Below are 19,609 nucleotides of genomic sequence, written 5' to 3'. Positions count from 1 at the left end.
CCTGGCCGGGCACCCCTGTGCCACGCTCATCGCCGAGTGATGCTGCGCACGCTCCACGCTGTGAGGATTCCGAGGCCGACGAGGGCGACCGCGGCACCGATCAGTTCTGCGGTCGCGGGCATGGGACCTCCGAAGTGCGAAGACAGGCGGGGTGTGCCATCTAGGCACGATGGGTACGAAGGCTGCGGAATCCGCAGTTCCGACCGTCACTTTTTTCACTCGGGAGGCAGATCCCGTACTGCGGCTGGAGACCTGCCAGGTGGAAGGCCTACGATCCTCTCTCGTGTCCAAACTGACCGACGTGCCCAAACGGATCCTGATCGGGCGCGCTCTGCGCAGTGACCGGCTGGGCGAAACTCTCCTGCCGAAGCGCATCGCACTCCCTGTCTTCGCCTCCGACCCGCTGTCCTCCGTCGCCTACGCGCCGGGGGAGGTCCTGCTGGTCCTGTCCATCGCGGGCGTGTCGGCGTACCACTTCAGCCCCTGGATCGCCGTCGCGGTCGTCGTGCTGATGTTCACGGTGGTCGCCTCCTACCGGCAGAACGTGCACGCCTACCCGAGCGGCGGCGGCGACTACGAGGTCGCCACCACCAACCTCGGCCCCAAGGCCGGCCTCACCGTCGCCAGCGCCCTGCTCGTCGACTACGTCCTGACCGTCGCCGTCTCCATCGCCTCCGGCATCGAGAACCTCGGCTCGGCGATCCCCTTCGTGGTCGAGCACAAGGTCTTCTGCGCGGTCACCGTGATCCTGCTGCTGACCCTGATGAACCTGCGCGGGGTGAAGGAGTCCGGCAAGCTCTTCGCGATCCCGACCTACGTGTTCGTCGGCGGCGTCTTCATCATGATCGCGTGGGGTGCGTTCCGGGGCCTGGTCCTCGGGGACACGATGCGCGCCCCGACCGCCGCCTACCACATCAAGGCCGAGCACCAGGGCCTGGCGGGCTTCGCCCTGGTCTTCCTGCTGCTGCGCGCCTTCTCCTCCGGCTGTGCCGCGCTCACCGGTGTCGAGGCGATCTCCAACGGCGTCCCGGCCTTCCGCAAGCCCAAGTCGAAGAACGCGGCGACCACGCTGGCCGCGATGGGGCTGCTGGCGGTCACCATGTTCTGCGGCATCATCGCGCTCGCCATGGTCACCAAGGTCCGCATGGCCGAGAACCCGGCCACCGACCTGCTCCACAACGGCGTCGCGATCGGCTCCGGCTACGTCCAGAACCCGGTGATCTCCCAGGTCGCCGAGGCCGTGTTCGGCAAGGGCAGCTTCCTGTTCATCCTGCTCGCCGCCGCCACCGCCCTGGTCCTGTTCCTGGCGGCGAACACCGCGTACAACGGCTTCCCCCTGCTCGGCTCGATCCTCGCCCAGGACCGCTACCTGCCGCGCCAGCTGCACACCCGCGGCGACCGCCTCGCCTTCTCCAACGGCATCGTGCTGCTCGCCGGCGCCGCCGCCCTGCTGGTGGTCATCTACGGCGCCGACTCGACCCGTCTCATCCAGCTGTACATCGTCGGTGTGTTCGTGTCCTTCACGCTCAGCCAGACCGGCATGGTCCGGCACTGGAACCGCCACCTGGCGACCGAGAAGGACCCGGCCAAGCGCAGCCACATGGTGCGCTCCCGCGCGATCAACGCGTTCGGCGCCTTCTTCACCGGCCTGGTGCTGGTCGTCGTCCTGGTCACGAAGTTCACCCACGGCGCCTGGGTGGCGCTGCTCGGCATGTGCATCTTCTACGCGACGATGACCGCGATCCGTAAGCACTACGACCGGGTCTCCGAGGAGATCTCGGCCCCCGAGGAGCCGGACGACGACCTGGTACGACCGTCCCGCGTGCACTCGGTCGTCCTGATCTCCAAGATCCACCGCCCCACCCTGCGCGCACTGGCCTACGCCAAGCTGATGCGCTCGGACACCCTGGAGGCGCTCACGGTCAACGTCGACCCGGCCGAGACGAAGGCGCTGCGCGAGGAGTGGGAGCGACGCGGGATAGACGTGCCGCTGAAGGTCCTCGACTCGCCCTACCGCGAGATCACCCGGCCGATCATCGAGTACGTCAAGAGCCTGCGCGCCAAGTCCCCGCGGGACGCGGTCTCCGTGATCATCCCGGAGTACGTGGTCGGCCACTGGTACGAGCATCTGCTGCACAACCAGAGCGCCCTGCGCCTCAAGGGGCGGCTGCTGTTCACGCCGGGTGTCATGGTGACCTCGGTGCCCTACCAGCTGGCGTCCTCGGAGGCCGCGAGGAACCGGGCCCGCAAGCGGCAGGACTGGAACGCACCGGGCGCGGTCCGGCGCGGGCCGGCCGAACACCGGCCGAAGGAGCACAGCGGGGGGTGAGCGGGAGGGGCGCCGGGTGCAGGCCCGGGGGTCGGTGGGCCTGTGCGGCTTGTGCGGCCTGTGCGCCTGTGCGGCCCGTACGGGCCTGTGCGCCTGTGTGGGCCTAGGTCCCCGTGCGGGCTTGCTGTGCGGGCTTGGTGCGCCTGTATAGGCCCGTGCGTGCCCGTGCGTGCCCGTGCGTGCCCGTGCGGGCCCGTGCAGGCCTGTGCAGGCCTGCGGGCAGACGGCTTCCGCGATCGAGTGTCCGCGGGGGGTCTCTGCGAGCACGTAGACTGGTCGGCTGTCGTCGGCCCATGCTCGGCCGTACCCCCTCTCGTTGATCTGGAGTCACCCCGCCATGCAGGCAGAACCGAAGAAATCTCTGGTGGGGACGGAGTACGAGGTCGAGGTGGGCCCGGTCGCGCACGGCGGCCACTGCATCGCCCGGACCGCCGAGGGCCAGGTGCTGTTCGTCCGGCACGCGCTGCCCGGCGAGCGGGTCGTGGCCCGGGTGACCGAGGGCGAGGAGGGGGCCCGCTTCCTGCGCGCCGACGCGGTCGACATCGTGGACGCCTCCAAGGACCGCGTCGAGGCCCCCTGCCCCTACGCCGGCCCCGGCCGCTGCGGCGGCTGCGACTGGCAGCACGCCAAGCCGGGCGCCCAGCGCCGGCTCAAGGGCGAGGTGATCGCCGAGCAGCTGCGGCGGCTGGCCGGCCTGACGCCGGAGGAGGCGGGCTGGGACGGCACGGTGATGCCCGCCGAGGGCGACAAGCTGCCCGCGGGCGAGGTGCCGCAGTGGCGCACGCGCGTGCAGTACGCGATCGACGCCGACGGCAACGCGGGACTGCGCCGGCACCGCTCGCACGAGGTGGAGCCGATCGAGCACTGCATGATCGCGGCGCAGGGCGTCAGCGAACTCGGCATCGAGGAGCGCGACTGGTCGGGCATGGTGACGGTGGACGCGATCGCCGCGACCGGTTCCCAGGACCGGATGGTGATCCTGGAGCCCCGCCCCGGCGCCCGCCTGCCCCTGGTCGAACTGGACAAGCCGGTCTCGGTCCTGCGGGTGGACGAGAACGACGGCGGCATCCACCGCGTCCACGGCCGCGCCTTCGTCCGCGAACGGGCCGACGGCCGCACCCACCGCGTGGGCAACGGCGGCTTCTGGCAGGTCCACCCGAAGGCGGCGGACACCCTCGTGACGGCGGTGATGCAGGGACTGCTGCCGCGCAAGGGCGAGATGGCGCTGGACCTCTACTGCGGAGTCGGCCTGTTCGCCGGCGCCCTCGCCGACCGCCTCGGCGAGAAGGGCGCGGTGCTGGGCATCGAGTCCGGCAAGCGAGCGGTGGAGGACGCGCGCCACAACCTGGGCGACTTCCCCCGCGTCCGCGTCGAACAGGGCAAGGTCGAGTCGGTCCTCCCGCGCACCGGAATCACCGAGGTCGACCTCATCGTCCTCGACCCGCCCCGCGCGGGCGCGGGCCGCAAGACGGTGGAGCACCTGACATCACTGGGCGCCCGCCGAGTCGCCTACGTCGCCTGCGACCCGGCCGCCCTCGCCCGCGACCTGGCGTACTTCCGGGACGGCGGGTACCGGGTGCGGACGCTGCGGGCGTTCGATCTGTTTCCGATGACCCACCACGTGGAGTGTGTCGCGATCCTTGAACCGGCCGGAAAGGCCGTCTGACCTGCGGGTTCGAGTGGTGTGCGTTATGTGCGCTGTGGGCGTTACGGGCGAAATCTTGACGCTGAAATGACGCTCTCCGGGGTATCTTGACGCACGTCAAGGGCGCCGAGGCGGTGCAGCGGGTCAAACGGTGGCTTGAAGGCACCATGCGCGTGTCGCAGTCCTACACCAACATCGATGGTGCGTGGGCAAGGAAGCTCACCTTGCGGTGGCCGAACGGATGGGCGGGCTATGACTGTCCGAGGGTGGTGCCGTCCGCTGCGGGCCGGTGTGTTCGCCGCCGTCTGCGTGCTGCTCGCCGCCCTCGGTCACGTGATCATGTCGGGTACCTCCGTCCCCTGGTGGGCCATGGCCGCCGGTGCGGCGGGGACCGGTACGGCCGGCTGCTGGCCGGCCGTGAGCGCGGACGCATGCTGATCGTCACGGTGGTGACAGCGGCACAGGCGGTACTCCACGAGGCGTTCTCCCTGGCGCAGACGCTCACCACCGCGGCGACTCCCGGACAGGACGCCTCGGCTCGCGCCCCGGGCTCCATGGACATGAGCGGCATGGGCTCCATGCACATGGACCCGATGGACATGGGGGCCATGACGCATGCGATGACCGGGGTCCAGCACGCGCACGGCATGGGCGAGATGAGCGGCGCCGCCTCGTACGGCATGTTCGCCGCGCACCTCCTGGCCGCAATGCTGTGCGGGCTCTGGCTCGCGTACGGCGAGCGCGCCGTCTTCCGCGTTCTGCGGGCCGCGGCCACCCGGCTGGTGGCACCGCTGCGGATGCTGCTGGCCGGGCCCGCCCCGCTCCCTCGCCCGCTCACGGTCAGGCGCCGCGCCACCGACGTGCCGGCCCCGGCAAGGCCTCTCCTGTGCTGCTCCCTCACCTCTCGGGCTCCGCCCACGGGTGCCGCTGTCGCCTGAGACAGCCGGGCGGCGGCGACCCCCGCGCGGCCGAGCACTTCGTCCGCGCCCTTCACGACGACGTGCTGTGCTACGTCGTCCACCTCAGCGGCGATCCCCAGACCGCTCACGACCTCACCCAGGACACCTTCGCGCGGGCGTTCGGCAGCCTGCACCGCTTCGAGGGCCGCGCCTCGGCCCGTACCTGGCTGCTGTCCATCGCCCGTCGCGCGGTGGCAGACAGTTTCCGGTACGCCGGCGCTCGACCGCGGCTCGTCGACACCCCGGACTGGCAGGCTGCCGTCGAACGCACCCAGCCGCGCGATCTGCCGGGGTTCGACGAAGGCGTGGCTCTGCTCGACCTGCTGGCCGCGCTGCCCGACGAACGCCGTGAGGTTCGTCCTCACCCAGGTCGTCGGCCTGTCCTACGAGGAGGCGGCCGGCTTCACCGGCTGCCCCGTGGGTACCGTCCGCTCCCGGGTCTCGCGCGCCCGCGCGGCTCTGGAACGGCAGCTCGTGGAGGCCGAGGCACCGGGCGCCCTGGCGGCCTGACGCCACCGGTTGGTGCTCTCCGGTGGGGAGCACCAACCCTGCGGTCCGGGGGCATCAACTCCTCTGCCGAGTTGGTCAATTGCGGCACACGCGCGGGAACTCACGGCCACCGCGCCCCGACTACTGCACCAGAACCACGCAGAAGACCAGCAGAAGCATCAGCGCACCCCGCACGCATAGGAGCCCGCATGTCGATCAACCGGCCGGCCGCCACCGCCCTGGCCGCAGCCCTCTGCCTGCTCACCGCGGCATGCGGCTCCTCGTCCGACGACAAGGCGAGCGCCGACACGGCCGAGGCCGCGGCCTCGAAGACCGGCTACCCGGTGACCCTGGACAACTGCGGTCAGAAGGAGACTTTCAAGAAGGCGCCCAGCCGGGTCGTCGTCATGAACGGAGCCTCGGTCGCCGAGGTCTCCACCCTCCTCGCTCTCGGCCTGGGTGACAGGATCGTCGCCAACCAGCAGGGCTACGGCATGTCCGAGGTGCCCGGCCGGGCCGCCGCCATCAAGAAGCTGCCCACCGGGAACGTCAAGCTCAACGACGCCTACGACATCCCGCGCGAGGCGATGCTCGGCCTGCGCCCCGATCTCGTCCTGTCCGTCACCACGTACGGCTTCGACCAGAAGAACGGCTTCGCCACCCGCGACCAGCTGGCGCAGGTCGGCGCCAACAGCTACGTCTCCCCGCAGGGCTGTGACGACGACCCTTCCAAGATGACCGTCGCCGACAGCTACCGGCTGCTGCGCGACATGGGAAAGATCTTCCACGTCAGCGACCGGGCCGAGAAGCTGATCGCGGCCTCCGAGAAGAGCATCGCGGCGGTCTCCAAGAAGGTCGCCGGGGAGAGGAAGCCCAAGGTCATGGTGCTCTTCTCCAACATGTCCATGGGCAGCAACGACTTCAGCTCGGTCCTCGCCAACGGCATCGTCAACGACATCCTCGCCAAATCCGGCGGCACCAACGCCTTCTCGAACACCACCAAGGCCACCTTCGCCGACCTGAGCAAGGAGAAGGTGGCCGCCACCGACGTCGACGCCGTCGTCGTCATCAGCTACAACGGCCCCGATCCGGCGGCTTACGCCAAGAAACTGCTCAAGGAGTTCCCCCAGTGGCCGGCCGCCAGGAACAACACGTACGTGACGCTGTCCGACTCGATGTACCTCGGTCCGAGCAACGACCTGGCCGTGGAGAAGGTCGCGCAGATGCTGCACCCCGACGCCCTCTGAGCCGCCTCAGGATCCCGCTGGCGCTCGCGTTCCTGCCGGTCGCGCTGCTTGCCACCATGATCGTGGCGATCAGCATCGGCGCCGTCAGCGTGCCGGTCGGTGACGTGTGGGCGATCGTCCTGCACCACGTCACCGGCGCGGGGTCGGCGCCCTCCGACCCTGCACTCGACCAGATCGTCTGGAACTTCCGCACCCCGCGGGTGGTCCTGGCCGCCCTGGTCGGCGCGGGCCTCGCCGTGTCCGGCGCGGTGCTCCAGACGGTGGTGTCCAACCCGCTCGCCGACCCCATAGTCCTGGGCTTCTCCTACGGCGCCTCTCTCGGCGCCGTCCTCGTCATCACCCTTGGCGGGGGCGCCGCGCTCGCCGGGGTCGGGGTGTCGGCGGCGGCCTTCCTCGGCGCGGTCGTCGCCGGGGCGCTGGTGTTCGCGCTCGGGCAGCGGCGGGGGCGGCTGGCCCCGACCCGGCTGGTACTGGCGGGCGTCGCCGTCGGGTACGTCTTCCTCTCCGCCACCAACTACGTCCAACTCCAGGCGACGCCGAACGAGTTGCGCACGGTGATGTTCTGGATGCTGGGCAGTGTCGCGGGCGCCCAGTGGGACCAGGTCCCCACGGTGGCCGCGGTGGTGCTCGTCACGACCACGCTCCTCGCCCTCTTCGGCCGGCGCCTCAACGTCCTGCTCGCGGGAGACGAGTCCGCCACCGCCCTCGGCGTCGACGTCAACCGGCTGCGGGCCGTCCTCCTGGTCCTCAGCGCGCTGCTCACCGGCACCGTCATCGCCGTCGCCGGCAGCATCGGCTTCGTCGGACTGATGATCCCGCACCTGGTGCGCCTGACCACCGGCGCCGACCACCGCCGCCTACTGCCCCTGACCGCCCTGCTCGGCGCCCTCTACCTGGTCCTCGTCGACCTGCTCTCCCGCACCCTCGACCGCCCCAACGAACTGCCGCTCGGCATCCTCACCGCCCTCCTCGGCGCCCCGTTCTTCCTGTGGCTGCTGCGCCGCAACAAGGGTCTGGACTGACCGCATGAAACTGACCGTTGACCAGCTCCACATCACCCTGGACCGCACCCCGATCCTCCGAGACGTGAGCCTCGAAGCCCGCAAGGGGGACATCGTCGGCCTCGTCGGCCCGAACGGCAGCGGCAAGTCCACCCTGCTGCGCGCCGTCTACCGCTCCCTGCGCCCGGCGGACGGCGCCGTCCGGGTCGGCGAGGACGACGTCTGGGAGCTGTCCCCCCGCGCCGCGGCCCGTCGTACGGCTGCGGTCCTCCAGGACTCGGGCGGCAACACCACCGGCCTGACCGTCACCGAGATCATCGCCCTCGGCCGCTCCCCCCACCACGGCCTGCTGGGCCGCGACGGAGCCGACGACCACCGGGCGGTGACGGACGCCGTCGACCGCTGCGGCGTACGGCCCTTCGCGCACCGCGACTACGCCTCCCTGTCCGGCGGCGAACGCCAACGCGTCCTGCTGGCCCGCGCGTTGGCCCAGAGACCGCAACTCCTCGTCCTGGACGAACTCACCAACCACCTCGACATCCGGGCCCGGTTCGAACTTCTCGACCTCATCCGCGCCACCGGCGTCACCACCCTCGCCGTCCTGCACGACCTCGACCTCGCCGCCCGCCTCTGCGACCACCTGGTCGTCCTGCACGAAGGTGCCGTGACCGCGGCGGGCCCGGTCCTCGATGTCCTGACCCCGCAGATCCTCGCCGACGTCTTCGGCGTCCGCGCCCGCACCGCACGGCACGCCGACGGCATCGTCCGGATCACCTACGCTGCCCGGCCGCTCGCGGACGAGGGCGCCCCCTCAGCCAAGGAGACCAGCTGATGTCGCTACGTGTTCGAATCCTAAGGATCCGGAGGTCCATCGGGACCTCGTACGTGCACAGGAGGCGGGAGTCACCATCGCCAGCGTCTGCACCGGGGTCCTGGTGCTGTCCGCGGCGGGCTTGACCAGCGGCCGTCCCTGCACGACACATCACCTGGGCAAGGCCGATCTGGCCGCTCAGGGAGGGAGGGTGATCGACGCACGAGTCGTCGACGACGGGAATCTGGTCACCGCGGGCGGTGTCACCAGCTGAATCGATCTGGCGCTCTGGCTGCTCACCCGAGAGTGCGGAGCATCCGTCGCCCTCGGCGTCGAGTCCGTCATGGAGTACGAGCAGCGCGGGGCCGTCTGGCGAAGCTCCTGATCACCGGCCCCCTGAACGCCGGGACGCTCCCGTCCGTAAGAGGCGACAAGCCCATTCGTACCAGGAGTTGTCCGTGTCCCCGACCTCGGCCGCAGTGCGGGGACCTGGCTGAGACGCTACTGCCCGACACCCCGGGGGTGACCCGCGCGGTCGTCCTGGTCACGGACCCCGCCCAGCTGGCCCTGTGGCGCACCCTGCTGACGGGCGAGGAACTCACCTCGGCTGCCCCCGTGGTGCTGCGCCGCCACGACCGCCGCAGCCTGCGTGGCTGGGCCCAGCGCGTCGAGATGTTCCACACGGAGGACCGCTTGGACCGCCTCCACGACCTGACTGGCGGCTGGCCCCTCCTGGTCGGCCGGGCACACCGTCTGCACGGCGAACTGGGCGACCCGGATGAGGTGCTGCGCCGCCTGGCCGGCCTGCGCACGAACCCGGCCGAAGCCCGCGCCTTCGCCGAGGCGACCGGTGTGTACGCGAACCCGCTGCTCGCGGTCGGATACCGGGCCCTCGACGACGAGTTCGCGGAGGGGCCATTCGACCTGGAGAGCGCGGTGACCGCCGTGGCGGTCCGGATCGAGGACGAGGACGAGGCCCGCTGGATCGCCAACTGTCTAGATACGCTCCAGGCGTTCGACCGCGAGGACACCCAACTGCGCTTGGAGCCACTGCTCCGCCAGTGCGTGGCGCTCCGCGTGTGATAACGGATGACACCCTGCTGGCCGCCCGCATGTCCGGGCGGCCGGTCGCGCTTCGCGGTCACCTTGCCGCCGACCGGGCATGGCGAGGCCCACCGTGAGGCAGGCCGCCGGGCGAGGTGAGAGCGGAGCTGTTCCTTGTCCAGCGGCCTCCTCCCGAACCTGGCGTGCGGCGTCAATCTCAACGGGCTCTCCAGTGACTGCCGTGAACTCAGGGTTCGGAGCCGACGTGGATGCCGTCGTGTCAGGCTGAGCAGACCATCAGGGTCCTTGCACCGCTTCCTACTCATGAGGACCGCCCAGTCGGGTTGTGTCTGCCCGAGGCGGTCAAGGGCTGTGAGCTTGCGGATCTGGTGGATCTGGTAGGGGGAGGGCCGTCGGCAGTCTGGCTGGCCGCCGGGCGCGGCGTAGTGTCACCCCGGTGGCGCACGGCACGCTGACCTGTTCACGCCGCTTTCCGACGGCTGAGGCCCTTGAGTAAGCGTGGGGACGCACGAGGGTCGGCTCTCATTGATCACCCGCCACTGGGGCCGCAGCCTGCCCGCCGACAGATTTCCCAGGTCCTGCCTGGCCTACTTGAGGTGGGACAAGCCCGCGACCGGCTGCTTTCCTACCCGCTCATCTCTTGGCTCTTGCTCTGATCGCTTGCAGGTGTCGTCTCATCCGGACGTGATCAGTCGTTGTCCGGATCATCGGCTTCTACGAGGAGACGGGTCGCGAGGCTGTCGGCCCACTCCACTGCCCAAGCGCGGAGAGCGGTGATGGTGGCGTCATCGAGTCCATAGGCGGCGAAGGCTTCGTCGTCGGTCCACTCGGCGCCTGTGAGGTTCGCCTGGAGATCCTCGCGCTCGAAGCGGCCGCGGGCGTGGCGACGGCCGAACTCCTCGAGCTCGGCATTGGTCCAGCGGCGGGAGGCTGCGAACACGTCGATCAGGTCGCGGGGCGCTCCGCGGTCGGCGAGGGCGCGGATCTTGGTCCCGATCACGTCCTCCTCCGCGAGGACGGGTCCGTACGGGCTCTGGGCGACTGGCCGCCAGAAGATCTCCTTGAGGATGTCGACTTCGCATTCCTGCCCGGTGGCCGGGTCGGACACGGTGAAGCGGGCGGACAGCGGGGCGGTCTCCAGCGCGTGCACCTTCCAGCCGCGGGCTTCCAGGCCGGCGCGGAGCGTGGCCGCGATATCGGCCATGGGAGCCGGGTTCTCGGTGGCGACGTCGAGGTCCTGGCTGGGGCGGCTTACGAGGTGGTGTGCCCGCACGGCGTATCCGCCGGTGAGGACCAGGGGATACGGGGAACCGAGGGCGATCACGTCCGCCAGGAGCCGCGTGTGCAGCTCCGGCATGTCCGTCACGCGGCTGCCTGGGTGTGGGAGGCGAGCTGAGGGAAGGCGTCCTCCCACACGGTGCGCACGGTGCGGCCGACGAGGGTGCGCAGCACCGGCCACAGCTGCAGGAGTAGGTTCTGGTTGAGGTAGCGGGGCAGGTCGTCGTGCAGGCCCTCGTGCAGGACGGTGCGGTACAGGCCCATGCGCTGGCGCGGCTTGCTCAGGTCGTATGAGGTCATCCCGGACCAGGCCATGTGCAGCGGTAGCTCCACGATCCCCTGGGTCGGGCCGTGCAACTCGTTCAGCGACTTCGGCAGACGCCGCCGGAACTTCTCCCGATACAGCGCGAGGTCCTTGGCGTCCGCGCCCGAGACGTCCCTCGGGGTGGGTGCGGGGTGCTGCGGGTTGGAGAGCATGAGTTCATTATGGCGGCCGTAGAGGTGGTGCGGTCCTGATGTGGGGTCGGCGTCGGAGCGAGCAGGAGCGGATCTCTCGGGAGAGAGGTTGCCGCAGTCTGTTCCGCCCTGAGCCGGATGGACTGTCGGCCGTGACGCTCGTTTGACGCTCTGGGTGCCCGTTCGCTGCGTGGCGAGACGAGAAAGCGGCTCTGACCTGGCCTTTTCCAGGGCTGGCCTAGGCCGACACCTTTCCGATGACGCATCATGTGGAGTGCGTCGCTATTCTTGAGCCCGCAGTAAAGGGCGTCTGACCTGCTGTTCTTCTGGTTTCCCAGGTTGCATGCGGGTCGTGCCGACATGTTTCCACAGGTCCACCGCGTGGAGCATGCTGCAGGTTCCTGCCACGTGTCTCACCTGCGGTTTCGCAGCGGGGCGCGGGTCGAGAACGCTTTGCCTCAACTCCGTGCGGGCCGGGTGCGGCAAATGCCTTGACGCCCGTTCGACGCTGATTCTGACGGAGCGTGACGCGGTTGTCCCGGATCGGATAGCGCGGGTCAATCGCCAGCTGGCACGTCCTGTCGGGGGAAGGCGACGCGCACCCGCACTCTGGGAGGGCGGCAGCCGTGTGCGACCTGCTGTCCGAAGCGAGCGAGGGCGGATCCCGGTGAGCTGGTTGCCCCAGTCTGCTCAGCCCTGAGCAGGACGGACTCTCGGCCACGGTGTTCGCCCTCGCCGCCTCGGCGGGCGCCGGATGCACCGCGGCGAGCATTCCGATCGCGAGGTCGCCGCCACCACGGCGGCGACCTGGGACCGTCAACGATGTCCTTGCGGAGGGGCGGGAGAAGCCGCACCGTGGGCTGTCACGGCTTCACCCCTTCGTTTGTGGCAGCCCCCCTCAGGTACGGGTCCAGCGTTGGTTGTTGCCGTTCGAGCAGGAGTAGAGCTGGATCAGGGTGCCGTTGGCGGTGCCGCCTGAGACGGCGTCGAGGCAGAGGCCGGACTGGACGCCGACGATGGATCCGTCGGGGTTGAGGCGCCATTTCTGGTTGTCGCCGCCCCAGCAGCTGTAGATCTGGACTTTGGAACCGTTGCCTGTGCCGGCGGCGTCAAGGCATTTGCTGCCGTAGACCTTGAGCTCGCCGGCGTCGGTGTACGTCCACTGCTGGTTGGTGCCGCTGTGGCAGTCCCACAGCTGGAGCTGTGTGCCGTCGGTGGTGCCGGCTCCGGGCACGTCCAGGCAACGGCCCGAACCGACGCCCTTGATCTGTCCGCCATCCGCAGGGGGTGTCGTGGAGCCGCCGCCGTTGAGTGCGTTGAGGACGGCGGTGTAGGCAGGCTTCTTGCTGCCGTCGCCGTTGAACAGCAGCGGCGTGTCCCCCGATCGCCAGGAGTCGGTGTCGCGCACACCCCAGACGGTGATGCCGAGGCAGCGCGGGACGGCCAGGCAGTCGTTGGTCACGTTGGCGTAGGTCGAGGCCGAGGCGCCCTGTATGTCGAGTTCGGTGATGGCCACGTCGACGCCGAGGGCGGCGAAATTCTGCAGGGTGGTGCGGAAGTTGCTGTCGTAGGGGCTGCCGCTGTTGAAGTGCGACTGGAACCCGACGCAGTCGATCGGCACGCCGCGCTGCTTGAAGTCCCGGACCATGGCGTACACGGCCTGGGTCTTGGCCCAGGTCCAGCTCTCGATGTTGTAGTCGTTGTAGCAGAGCTTGGCCGCCGGGTCGGCGGCGCGCGCGGTGCGGAAGGCGACCTCGATCCAGTCGTTGCCGGTGCGTTGCAGGTTGGAGTCCCGCCGACCTCCCGAATTGCCGTCGGCGAAAGCCTCGTTCACGACGTCCCACTGGGCGATCTTGCCCTTGTAGTGGCCCATGACGCCGTTGATGTGGTCGATCATCGCTTGGCGCAGTGAGCTGCCGCTGAGGCTCTGCATCCAGCCGGGCTGCTGGGCGTACCAGGCCAGTGTGTGGCCACGCACCCGCTTGCCGTTCTGCACCGCCCAGTTGTAGACGCGGTCGCCGGCGCTGAAGTTGAACTGGCCCCGCTGTGGTTCGGTGGCGTCGATCTTCATCTCGTTCTCGGCCGTCACCATGTTGAACTCACGGTTTGCGATCGTCGTGTACGCCGAGTCGCCCAGCCTGCCGGAGGCTATGGCGGTGCCGAAGTAGCGGCCGCTCTGTGCCGCCGCGGCGCCAAGCGTGTCCTCGGCGGCGTGTGCGGTCGGCGGTGCGGCCAGTGCGGTGACCGCACCGAGGACACCGACGACCAGCGCCAGCAGCAGGGTGCGGATCTTCCGGCGAGTAACGGATCTGGGAAGGGCATACGAGCCCATGACTGTGCCTCCGAGGTAGAAATCGCTGATCGACTGAAGCGCAGGGGATTGCGTCGTCCGGCCCCGTCCGGCGGACGGGCGGGGCAGGTCGGAGCCCGGGCAGGACGGAATCACCGGACACCGCGGTCATGGGGACCGGGATGACGCCAACGGCACGGGCGCCGCACCCGGTCGGCCCTCGGGCGACGTACGGCGGGCGGCGGGCGTGTTCCACGTCTCGACACAGGCATGGGGTACTCCAGCGCGGCTCAGCCGGGGGACCGTCACGTGGCGTCGCATGCCTCTCCAACTGCGGGAAGAGCCAGGATGCGCTGGTGCGAACCTCACCGGAACGGAACGGGGTGGCGCAGGTGATGTGGTGCGCGGGTCTGCCGTGCAGCTGGTCGCTGATCTGCCGTGCAGCATGGATTGCCCAGGCCGAGACAGCCCGGAATCTCGAACCAGGCCCGGCTTCTCCGACAGGGATGATTGAGGCGTGACCGTGGATCGTCAATACTTCCCGGCCGAAGAAATTTCCGATTGTCGCACGAATCTTTCGGTCACCCGGTAAGCGGACGCCGACCCCCGGTCTGGCGTCGGCGTCGTGCGACTTTCGCTGTCAGGGACGTTGGAGGCAGGCCCGGCCGAGTGTCTGCGCCGTCCGCGCATCGCTCCCTTCCGGGGTCAAGTCGCTTACGAGCCAGCCACTTGTCGGTGTGGCGTGCGTTGGTCGGCGCGTGATGGTACGAATGTTTCGGCGCTTGAGGCGATACATGCGAGAGGTATTGACGGCCTTCACCGGTTCCCTATCATCGGGTTGCTCGATGGCTCGACCTCTGTTCGACATAACGAACACTTCGGGCCGCTCCGTCGCACAGTAGGGCCATGCCGGGCAGTACCGCCTGAAGTCGGAATCGCAAGGGCCATGCCGCATGTGTATGTAACGGATGTATATGTCGCAGTTGCGCATGTCATGGACTCGTCCACTTCCCCGGTCCGCCGTGGTGCTCGCGGACTGCTGCACACCGCACTACGCCGAACAGTCCGGCCGGCCTCTGACGAGGCCAACCGGAACCGCCTACTCAGGGTCTAGGGAGTATCCATGCGCAGAGGAAGTTCCAGCCGCAGGCATCCGTCAGTGGTGCTCGCCGCCGTGGTTGCGGCCCTGGCCGCGTTGGCGGCGATGCTCGTCGCCGCCCCGGCTCAGGCGGCTTCCAGCGGCGCCTTGCGCGGTGTTGGTTCCGGCCGGTGTCTCGATGTGCCGGGCGCCAGCCAGACCGACGGCACGTATCTGCAGATCTATGACTGCTGGGGCGGGACCAACCAGCAGTGGACGTTGACGGATAGCAACCAGCTCACCGTGTACGGCAACAAGTGCCTGGATGTTCCGGGCCACGCAACCACGGCCGGTACGCGGGTGCAGATCTGGACCTGCTCCGGCGGTGCGAACCAGCAGTGGCGGGTGAACTCCGACGGCACGGTCGTCGGCGTGGAGTCCGGGCTGTGCCTGGAGGTTACGGGCTCCGGTACCGCCAACGGCACAGCGGCGCAGATCTGGACGTGCAACGGGGGCAGCAACCAGAAGTGGACCGGCCTGTCCGGGACGACCCCGCCGGGGGACGGCACGTGTTCTCTGCCGTCGACGTACCGGTGGACGTCGACGGGTGCGCTGGCGCAGCCGGCGAACGGGTGGGTCTCGCTGAAGGACTTCACCAACGTGACCTACAACGGCAAGCACCTGGTCTACGCGTCGAACGTGTCGGGGTCGTCGTACGGCTCGATGATGTTCAAGCCCTTCACGAACTGGTCGGACATGGCGTCGGCCGGCCAGACCGGGATGAGCCAGTCCGCGGTGGCGCCCACGCTGTTCTACTTCGCGCCCAAGAACATCTGGGTGCTGGCGTACCAGTGGGGTGCGTGGCCCTTCATCTACCGCACGTCGAGCGACCCCACCAACCCCAACGGCTGGTCCGCGCCGCAGCCGCTGTTCACCGGCAGCGTCCCGGGCTCCGCCCCGATCGACCAGACCCTGATCGCCGACGGCCAGAACATGTACCTGTTCTTCGCCGGCGACAACGGCAAGATCTACCGGGCGAGCATGCCGATCGGGAACTTCCCGGGCAACTTCGGCTCGTCGTACACGACGGTCATGAGCGACACCGAGAAGAACCTGTTCGAGGCGCCGCAGGTCTACAAGGTCCAGGGCCAGAACCAGTACCTCATGATCGTTGAGGCCAGGGGTGCGAATGAGCAGCGCTACTTCCGCTCCTTCACGGCCTCCAGCCTGAGCGGTTCGTGGACCCCGCAAGCCGCAAGCGAGAGCAACCCCTTCGCGGGCAAGGCCAACAGCGGTGCCACCTGGACCAACGACATCAGCCATGGTGACCTGGTCCGCAACAACCCCGACCAGACCATGACCATCGACCCCTGCAACCTGCAGTTCCTCTACCAGGGCAAGTCCCCCTCCGCGAGCGGCCCCTACGACCAACTGCCCTGGCGGCCGGCTGTCCTCACCCTGCAGCGCTGAACTGGCCCGTGTACCTCGCCGACGGCCGGCCTCACCCAGATAAGCCGGTCTCCGTGACGCGGAGGCGCTACTTCTCGGCCGGCTGAAGCGGCTGCGGAGTCGGGCCGCCCGTGCCCGTCCGGTCGGCGAAGGCCAGGTCCGTCACCGCCAGGGGGGCCTGGGCGGAGAGGTGAGGGCGGGGCAGGGCGGTGGGCGGGTCGGCGCCCAGGCGTTCACAGGTCAGCGCGGAGACGAGGACCGCGTCGTCCACAACGATCGTCAGCACGTCCGGGTCGGCCGCGGCCAAGGCCCCCGGCGTGTCCAGCCCGTGGCGCAGTAGGGCGCCGAGCAGCCCGGCGGTGAAGGCGTCGCCCGCGCCGACGGTGTCCACCACGGCGACCTTGCGGCCGGCGCGGCTGAAAGCTCCCGCGCTGCCCGGGAACACGTGGGCTCCGTCGGGGCCGTCGGTGATGACGACGAGCAGTGCGCCGACGTCCAGCCAGTGGGCGGCGATCTTCTCGATCTGCGTGCCCGGGTAGAGCCACTCGACGTCCTCACGGCTGGCCTTGACCAGGTGGGCGAGGCCGACGCTGCGCTCGACCGCCTGCCTTCCGTGTTCCGGATCGCCCAGGAGGAGGGGGCGGATGTTGGGGTCGTAGCTGATCAGGGTCGTGCCGGCGCTGCGCAGCCGTTGGACAGCGGAGTGGATGTGGTCGTCGGCCGGCGGGGTCCAGGACGCGACTGAGCCGAAGTGGAGCACGGCGGTGTCCGGCGGGACGAGGGCGGTCTCCGCCTCGGTCCACTGCCAGTCGGCGGTGCCGTCGAGGTAGAAGTCGTAACTCGCCCGCCCCTCCGTGTCCATGGAGACCACGGCGAGCGTGGTGGGTTCGGCGGCCGACGGGGCGTACGCCAGGTCGATGCCCTCGGCGGCGGCGTGGGCGCTCAGCTGCCGGCCGAAGGAGTTGCCGGCCAGCCGGGCCATGAGCGCGGTGCGGTGGCCGAGGCGGGCCAGGCCGACGGCGACGTTGAAGGGGCTGCCGCCGGGCCGGGCGCGGTAGTCGCCGGGGGTGCCGAGCTGGACCAGGTCGATGAGTGCTTCGCCGATCACGGTCACGGCCGGGGGCTGCCCGAGGTCTTGTGTCGCTTCAGTCATGGCGGGGTCCTCCGGGGGCTATCTCGCCGGAGCCCCGCTCGATGAGCCGGGTCGGCACGGTGACGGTGTGGGTGGGGGAGTCGTCGCCGTCCAGTCTGCGGAAGAGCTTCTCGGCGGCTGTCCTGCCCAGTTGCTCGACGTCCTGGGCGATGACGGAGATCCCCGGGTTGAGGATGTCGGCCAGCGGAAAGTCGTCGAAGCCCACCTGGGCGACGCCGTCCTGCAGGCCGAGGGCCCGCAGCGCGCGCAGGACCCCTATGGTCACGAAGTTCTGGCTGGTGAACAGCGCCGTCGGCGGGTCCGGCAGCGCGAGGAGCTGTTCGGTGGCGGCGACGGCGGCCAGTTCACTGGACCCGACATGGCGGACGATCCCGTCGTCGTACTCGATGTGCGCGACTTCCAGGGCGTGCCGGTAGCCGTCGAAGCGCTGGGCGGCGGTCGGGATGGACGCCTGGTCGCCGAGGTAGGCGATCCGGCGGTGACCGGCCTTGAGCAGGTGGTTGACGGCGGTGACGGCACCCTGTCGGTTGTCGGAGACGACGGCGTCCGCGTCCAGCAGGCCGGCCTCGCGGTCGACGAAGACCAGGCGGGTGCCGGAGCGCTGTTCGCTGATCAGGTAGCTCTGGTCACGTCCCGCGGGCACGATCACCAGCCCGTCGACCCGGCGGTCGATGAGCGCCTGGGCCAACTCCCTTTCCCGGGCCGGGTCCTCGTCGAGGCTGCCGACCAGCACCAGCACGCCGCGGGCCCGGGCCACGTTCTCGACGGTGCGGGTCAGGGCGGCGGAGAAGGGGTTCGCGGCGTCCTCGACGAGCATGCCGATGGTGGCGGTACGGCCGTCGCCGCGGCGCAGGCTGCTGGCCGTGAGGTTGGGACGGTAACCCAGTTGGTCGGCGGCCTCGCGGACCCTGGCGACGATCGCCGGGTCGACGGTGGGGACCCCGTTAAAGACGCGCGAGACCGTCTTGATGGCCACTCCGGCCAGCGCCGCGACCTCACGCATGGTGGGGCGGCTGCGGGTGGACCGGGGCGCCGGCTCGCCCTGAGTCATCGTTGTCTCCAACCGATCGCACGTTACCTACTCGTTGCCCGCGCATGTCTATCAGCGTCTTGACGGCCTCGTCCATACGGGCCCAGTATCTCGCCCAGTCAACGTTGTCTCAGCGTCGGCCAAGGGACGGATCCGAAAGGGATCGAGCCATGAACTTCTCCACCAGTCACCTGCCGAGCCGCCGCAGCCGGCGTACCCGGGCAGCAGCGATCGGCGTCACGGTCTGCCTCGGGGCCACCCTCGCGGCCTGCGGTTCTTCCGGCTCAAGCTCCTCCTCGTCCGCTTCGGGAGGCGGCGGCAAGGTGGGCGTCTCGCTGATCCTGAAGACGCTCACCAACCCGTACTTCGTGAGCATGGAGAAGGACGCCAAGGCCCAGGCCGCCAAGGACAACGTGGGTCTCACGGTGGCGGCGGGCAACAGCGACGGCGACACCCAGACCCAGATCACCGCCATCGACAACGCCATATCGCGCGGCGACAAGGGCATCCTCATCACCACCAACGGTGACGCCGTGAACGCCGCCCTCGGCCGGGCCAAGCAGGCCGGCCTCTTCGTCATCGCCCTGGACACCGCGCCGAACCCGGCCAGCACCGCGGACATCACCTACGCCACGGACAACGAGCAGGCGGGCAAGCTCATCGGCCAGTACGCCGCCGCCGCCCTGAACGGCAAGCCGGCGGTCATCGCCATGCTCGACCTGTTCAACAACCAGGTCGTCTCCGTCGACATCAACCGCGACCACGGCTTCCTGGAGGGCATGGGCATCGACCCGGGGAGCAAGACCGAGAACGGCAAGGAAGCCAAGTCCGGCAAGTACGCCGGCGGCAAGGGCGGCACGTACAAGGTCGTCTGTCACCAGCCCACCCAGGGTGCCATCGACGGCGGCCGCACCGCGATGGAGAACTGCCTGTCCGCCAACCCGGACATCAACGTCGTCTACGCCATCAACGAGCCCGCGGGCGAGGGCGCGTACAACGCGCTGAAGGCGGCCGGCAAGGAGAAGCAGGCCGCGATCTACGCGATCGACGGCAGCTGCTCCGGCCTGAAGAACGTCACCAGCGGCGAGTTCGCCGCCGACGCGGTGCAGTACCCGGGCAAGATGGCGGCCCTCGGTGTCACCTCGATCGCCAAGCTGGCCCGCGGCGGCAGCAAGCCCAGCGTGACCAACGGCAAGTCCTTCTACGACACCGGTACCGCCCTCGTCGCCGCCAAGTCCCTGGACGGCCTGACCGTGCAGTCCCCGTCCCAGGCCGCCTCCGCCTGCTGGGGCAGCTGACACCGAGCCGGGTGCGGCGCCGATGACCGCC

Annotated in this window: 14 protein-coding genes and 2 pseudogenes; 11 read left to right on the top strand and 5 right to left on the bottom strand. The window is 69.6% G+C overall.

Features of this window, described 5'->3' with window-relative positions:
- The first annotated feature begins 283 nt into the window (after positions 1 to 283).
- From AB0N16_RS03070 to AB0N16_RS03030, 9 genes and pseudogenes are all read left to right on the top strand, one after another.
- Positions 284 to 2,329, top strand: coding sequence for an APC family permease (locus tag AB0N16_RS03070; protein ID WP_365792406.1), 2,046 nt, complete (start codon positions 284 to 286; stop codon positions 2,327 to 2,329).
- A 337-nt stretch (positions 2,330 to 2,666) separates the two neighbouring features.
- The gene (locus AB0N16_RS03065) at positions 2,667 to 3,995 is read left to right on the top strand and encodes a TRAM domain-containing protein (protein WP_365792404.1); all 1,329 of its coding nucleotides are present in this window, start codon (positions 2,667 to 2,669) and stop codon (positions 3,993 to 3,995) included.
- A gap of 231 nt (positions 3,996 to 4,226) precedes the next feature.
- Positions 4,227 to 4,912, top strand: a pseudogene (locus AB0N16_RS03060) (hypothetical protein).
- Positions 4,909 to 5,443: pseudogene (locus tag AB0N16_RS03055) on the top strand (sigma-70 family RNA polymerase sigma factor). The pseudogenes AB0N16_RS03060 and AB0N16_RS03055 overlap by 4 nt, the downstream one beginning before the upstream one ends.
- A gap of 188 nt (positions 5,444 to 5,631) precedes the next feature.
- Positions 5,632 to 6,669, top strand: a complete 1,038-nt coding sequence (locus tag AB0N16_RS03050) for an ABC transporter substrate-binding protein (protein WP_365792402.1) — start codon at positions 5,632 to 5,634, stop codon at positions 6,667 to 6,669.
- Between the two features lie 56 nt (positions 6,670 to 6,725).
- A complete protein-coding gene (locus tag AB0N16_RS03045) occupies positions 6,726 to 7,691 on the top strand; it encodes an iron ABC transporter permease (protein ID WP_365792400.1) in 966 nt (321 codons plus the stop codon).
- Between the two features lie 4 nt (positions 7,692 to 7,695).
- Positions 7,696 to 8,502 (top strand): ABC transporter ATP-binding protein, encoded by an 807-nt coding sequence (locus AB0N16_RS03040; protein ID WP_365792398.1) that lies wholly within the window; start codon positions 7,696 to 7,698, stop codon positions 8,500 to 8,502.
- Positions 8,450 to 8,755, top strand: coding sequence for a DJ-1/PfpI family protein (locus AB0N16_RS03035; RefSeq protein ID WP_365792782.1), 306 nt, complete (start codon positions 8,450 to 8,452; stop codon positions 8,753 to 8,755). Before AB0N16_RS03040 ends, AB0N16_RS03035 begins: the two co-directional genes overlap by 53 nt.
- 248 nt (positions 8,756 to 9,003) lie before the next feature.
- Positions 9,004 to 9,564: a hypothetical protein gene (locus tag AB0N16_RS03030; RefSeq protein WP_365792396.1), complete on the top strand. Its 561-nt coding sequence runs from the start codon at positions 9,004 to 9,006 to the stop codon at positions 9,562 to 9,564.
- Between the two features lie 670 nt (positions 9,565 to 10,234).
- On the opposite strand, the gene AB0N16_RS03025 is transcribed toward AB0N16_RS03030, so the two are convergent.
- The 3 genes from AB0N16_RS03025 to AB0N16_RS03015 form a co-directional block, all read right to left on the bottom strand.
- A complete protein-coding gene (locus AB0N16_RS03025; RefSeq protein WP_365792780.1) occupies positions 10,235 to 10,903 on the bottom strand; it encodes a nucleotidyl transferase AbiEii/AbiGii toxin family protein in 669 nt (222 codons plus the stop codon).
- A 5-nt stretch (positions 10,904 to 10,908) separates the two neighbouring features.
- Positions 10,909 to 11,301: a hypothetical protein gene (locus tag AB0N16_RS03020; protein WP_365792394.1), complete on the bottom strand. Its 393-nt coding sequence runs from the start codon at positions 11,299 to 11,301 to the stop codon at positions 10,909 to 10,911.
- An 877-nt stretch (positions 11,302 to 12,178) separates the two neighbouring features.
- Positions 12,179 to 13,612: an endo-1,4-beta-xylanase gene (locus tag AB0N16_RS03015; protein ID WP_365792392.1), complete on the bottom strand. Its 1,434-nt coding sequence runs from the start codon at positions 13,610 to 13,612 to the stop codon at positions 12,179 to 12,181.
- Between the two features lie 1,081 nt (positions 13,613 to 14,693).
- Between AB0N16_RS03015 and AB0N16_RS03010 the strand changes: the two genes are divergently transcribed.
- Positions 14,694 to 16,118 carry a non-reducing end alpha-L-arabinofuranosidase family hydrolase gene (locus AB0N16_RS03010; protein WP_365792390.1) on the top strand — a complete coding sequence of 475 codons (1,425 nt, stop codon included), beginning with the start codon at positions 14,694 to 14,696 and terminating at the stop codon, positions 16,116 to 16,118.
- A gap of 67 nt (positions 16,119 to 16,185) precedes the next feature.
- On the opposite strand, the gene AB0N16_RS03005 is transcribed toward AB0N16_RS03010, so the two are convergent.
- Both AB0N16_RS03005 and AB0N16_RS03000 read right to left on the bottom strand, forming a co-directional pair.
- Positions 16,186 to 17,250, bottom strand: coding sequence for a carbohydrate kinase (locus tag AB0N16_RS03005; RefSeq protein ID WP_365792388.1), 1,065 nt, complete (start codon positions 17,248 to 17,250; stop codon positions 16,186 to 16,188).
- Positions 17,243 to 18,301 carry a LacI family DNA-binding transcriptional regulator gene (locus AB0N16_RS03000; RefSeq protein ID WP_365792386.1) on the bottom strand — a complete coding sequence of 353 codons (1,059 nt, stop codon included), beginning with the start codon at positions 18,299 to 18,301 and terminating at the stop codon, positions 17,243 to 17,245. The genes AB0N16_RS03005 and AB0N16_RS03000 overlap by 8 nt, the downstream gene beginning before the upstream one ends.
- 149 nt (positions 18,302 to 18,450) lie before the next feature.
- On the opposite strand from AB0N16_RS03000, the gene AB0N16_RS02995 reads away from it, so the two are divergent.
- Positions 18,451 to 19,578: a substrate-binding domain-containing protein gene (locus AB0N16_RS02995; RefSeq protein ID WP_365792384.1), complete on the top strand. Its 1,128-nt coding sequence runs from the start codon at positions 18,451 to 18,453 to the stop codon at positions 19,576 to 19,578.
- Positions 19,579 to 19,609: the final 31 nt, after the last annotated feature.

Origin of the sequence: Streptomyces sp. NPDC051105, assembly GCF_040682795.1 — a bacterium.
In the GTDB taxonomy this organism is placed as follows: Bacteria; Actinomycetota; Actinomycetes; order Streptomycetales; family Streptomycetaceae; genus Streptomyces.
The sequence above is the reverse complement of the archived record's forward strand: the minus strand, read 5'-3'. Positions and strand labels throughout refer to the sequence as shown.

Excerpts from the sequence above, each read along its gene's own strand:
- AB0N16_RS03065 (WP_365792404.1), top strand. The coding sequence starts at position 2,667 with ATGCAGGCAGAACCGAAGAAATCTCTGGTGGGGACGGAGTACGAGGTC.
- AB0N16_RS03050 (WP_365792402.1), top strand. The coding sequence starts at position 5,632 with ATGTCGATCAACCGGCCGGCCGCCACCGCCCTGGCCGCAGCCCTCTGC.
- AB0N16_RS03045 (WP_365792400.1), top strand. The coding sequence starts at position 6,726 with ATGATCGTGGCGATCAGCATCGGCGCCGTCAGCGTGCCGGTCGGTGAC.
- AB0N16_RS03040 (WP_365792398.1), top strand. The coding sequence starts at position 7,696 with ATGAAACTGACCGTTGACCAGCTCCACATCACCCTGGACCGCACCCCG.
- AB0N16_RS03025 (WP_365792780.1), bottom strand. The coding sequence starts at position 10,903 with ATGCCGGAGCTGCACACGCGGCTCCTGGCGGACGTGATCGCCCTCGGT.
- AB0N16_RS03020 (WP_365792394.1), bottom strand. The coding sequence starts at position 11,301 with ATGCTCTCCAACCCGCAGCACCCCGCACCCACCCCGAGGGACGTCTCG.
- AB0N16_RS03015 (WP_365792392.1), bottom strand. The coding sequence starts at position 13,612 with ATGGGCTCGTATGCCCTTCCCAGATCCGTTACTCGCCGGAAGATCCGC.
- AB0N16_RS03010 (WP_365792390.1), top strand. The coding sequence starts at position 14,694 with ATGCGCAGAGGAAGTTCCAGCCGCAGGCATCCGTCAGTGGTGCTCGCC.
- AB0N16_RS03005 (WP_365792388.1), bottom strand. The coding sequence starts at position 17,250 with ATGACTGAAGCGACACAAGACCTCGGGCAGCCCCCGGCCGTGACCGTG.
- AB0N16_RS03000 (WP_365792386.1), bottom strand. The coding sequence starts at position 18,301 with ATGACTCAGGGCGAGCCGGCGCCCCGGTCCACCCGCAGCCGCCCCACC.
- AB0N16_RS02995 (WP_365792384.1), top strand. The coding sequence starts at position 18,451 with ATGAACTTCTCCACCAGTCACCTGCCGAGCCGCCGCAGCCGGCGTACC.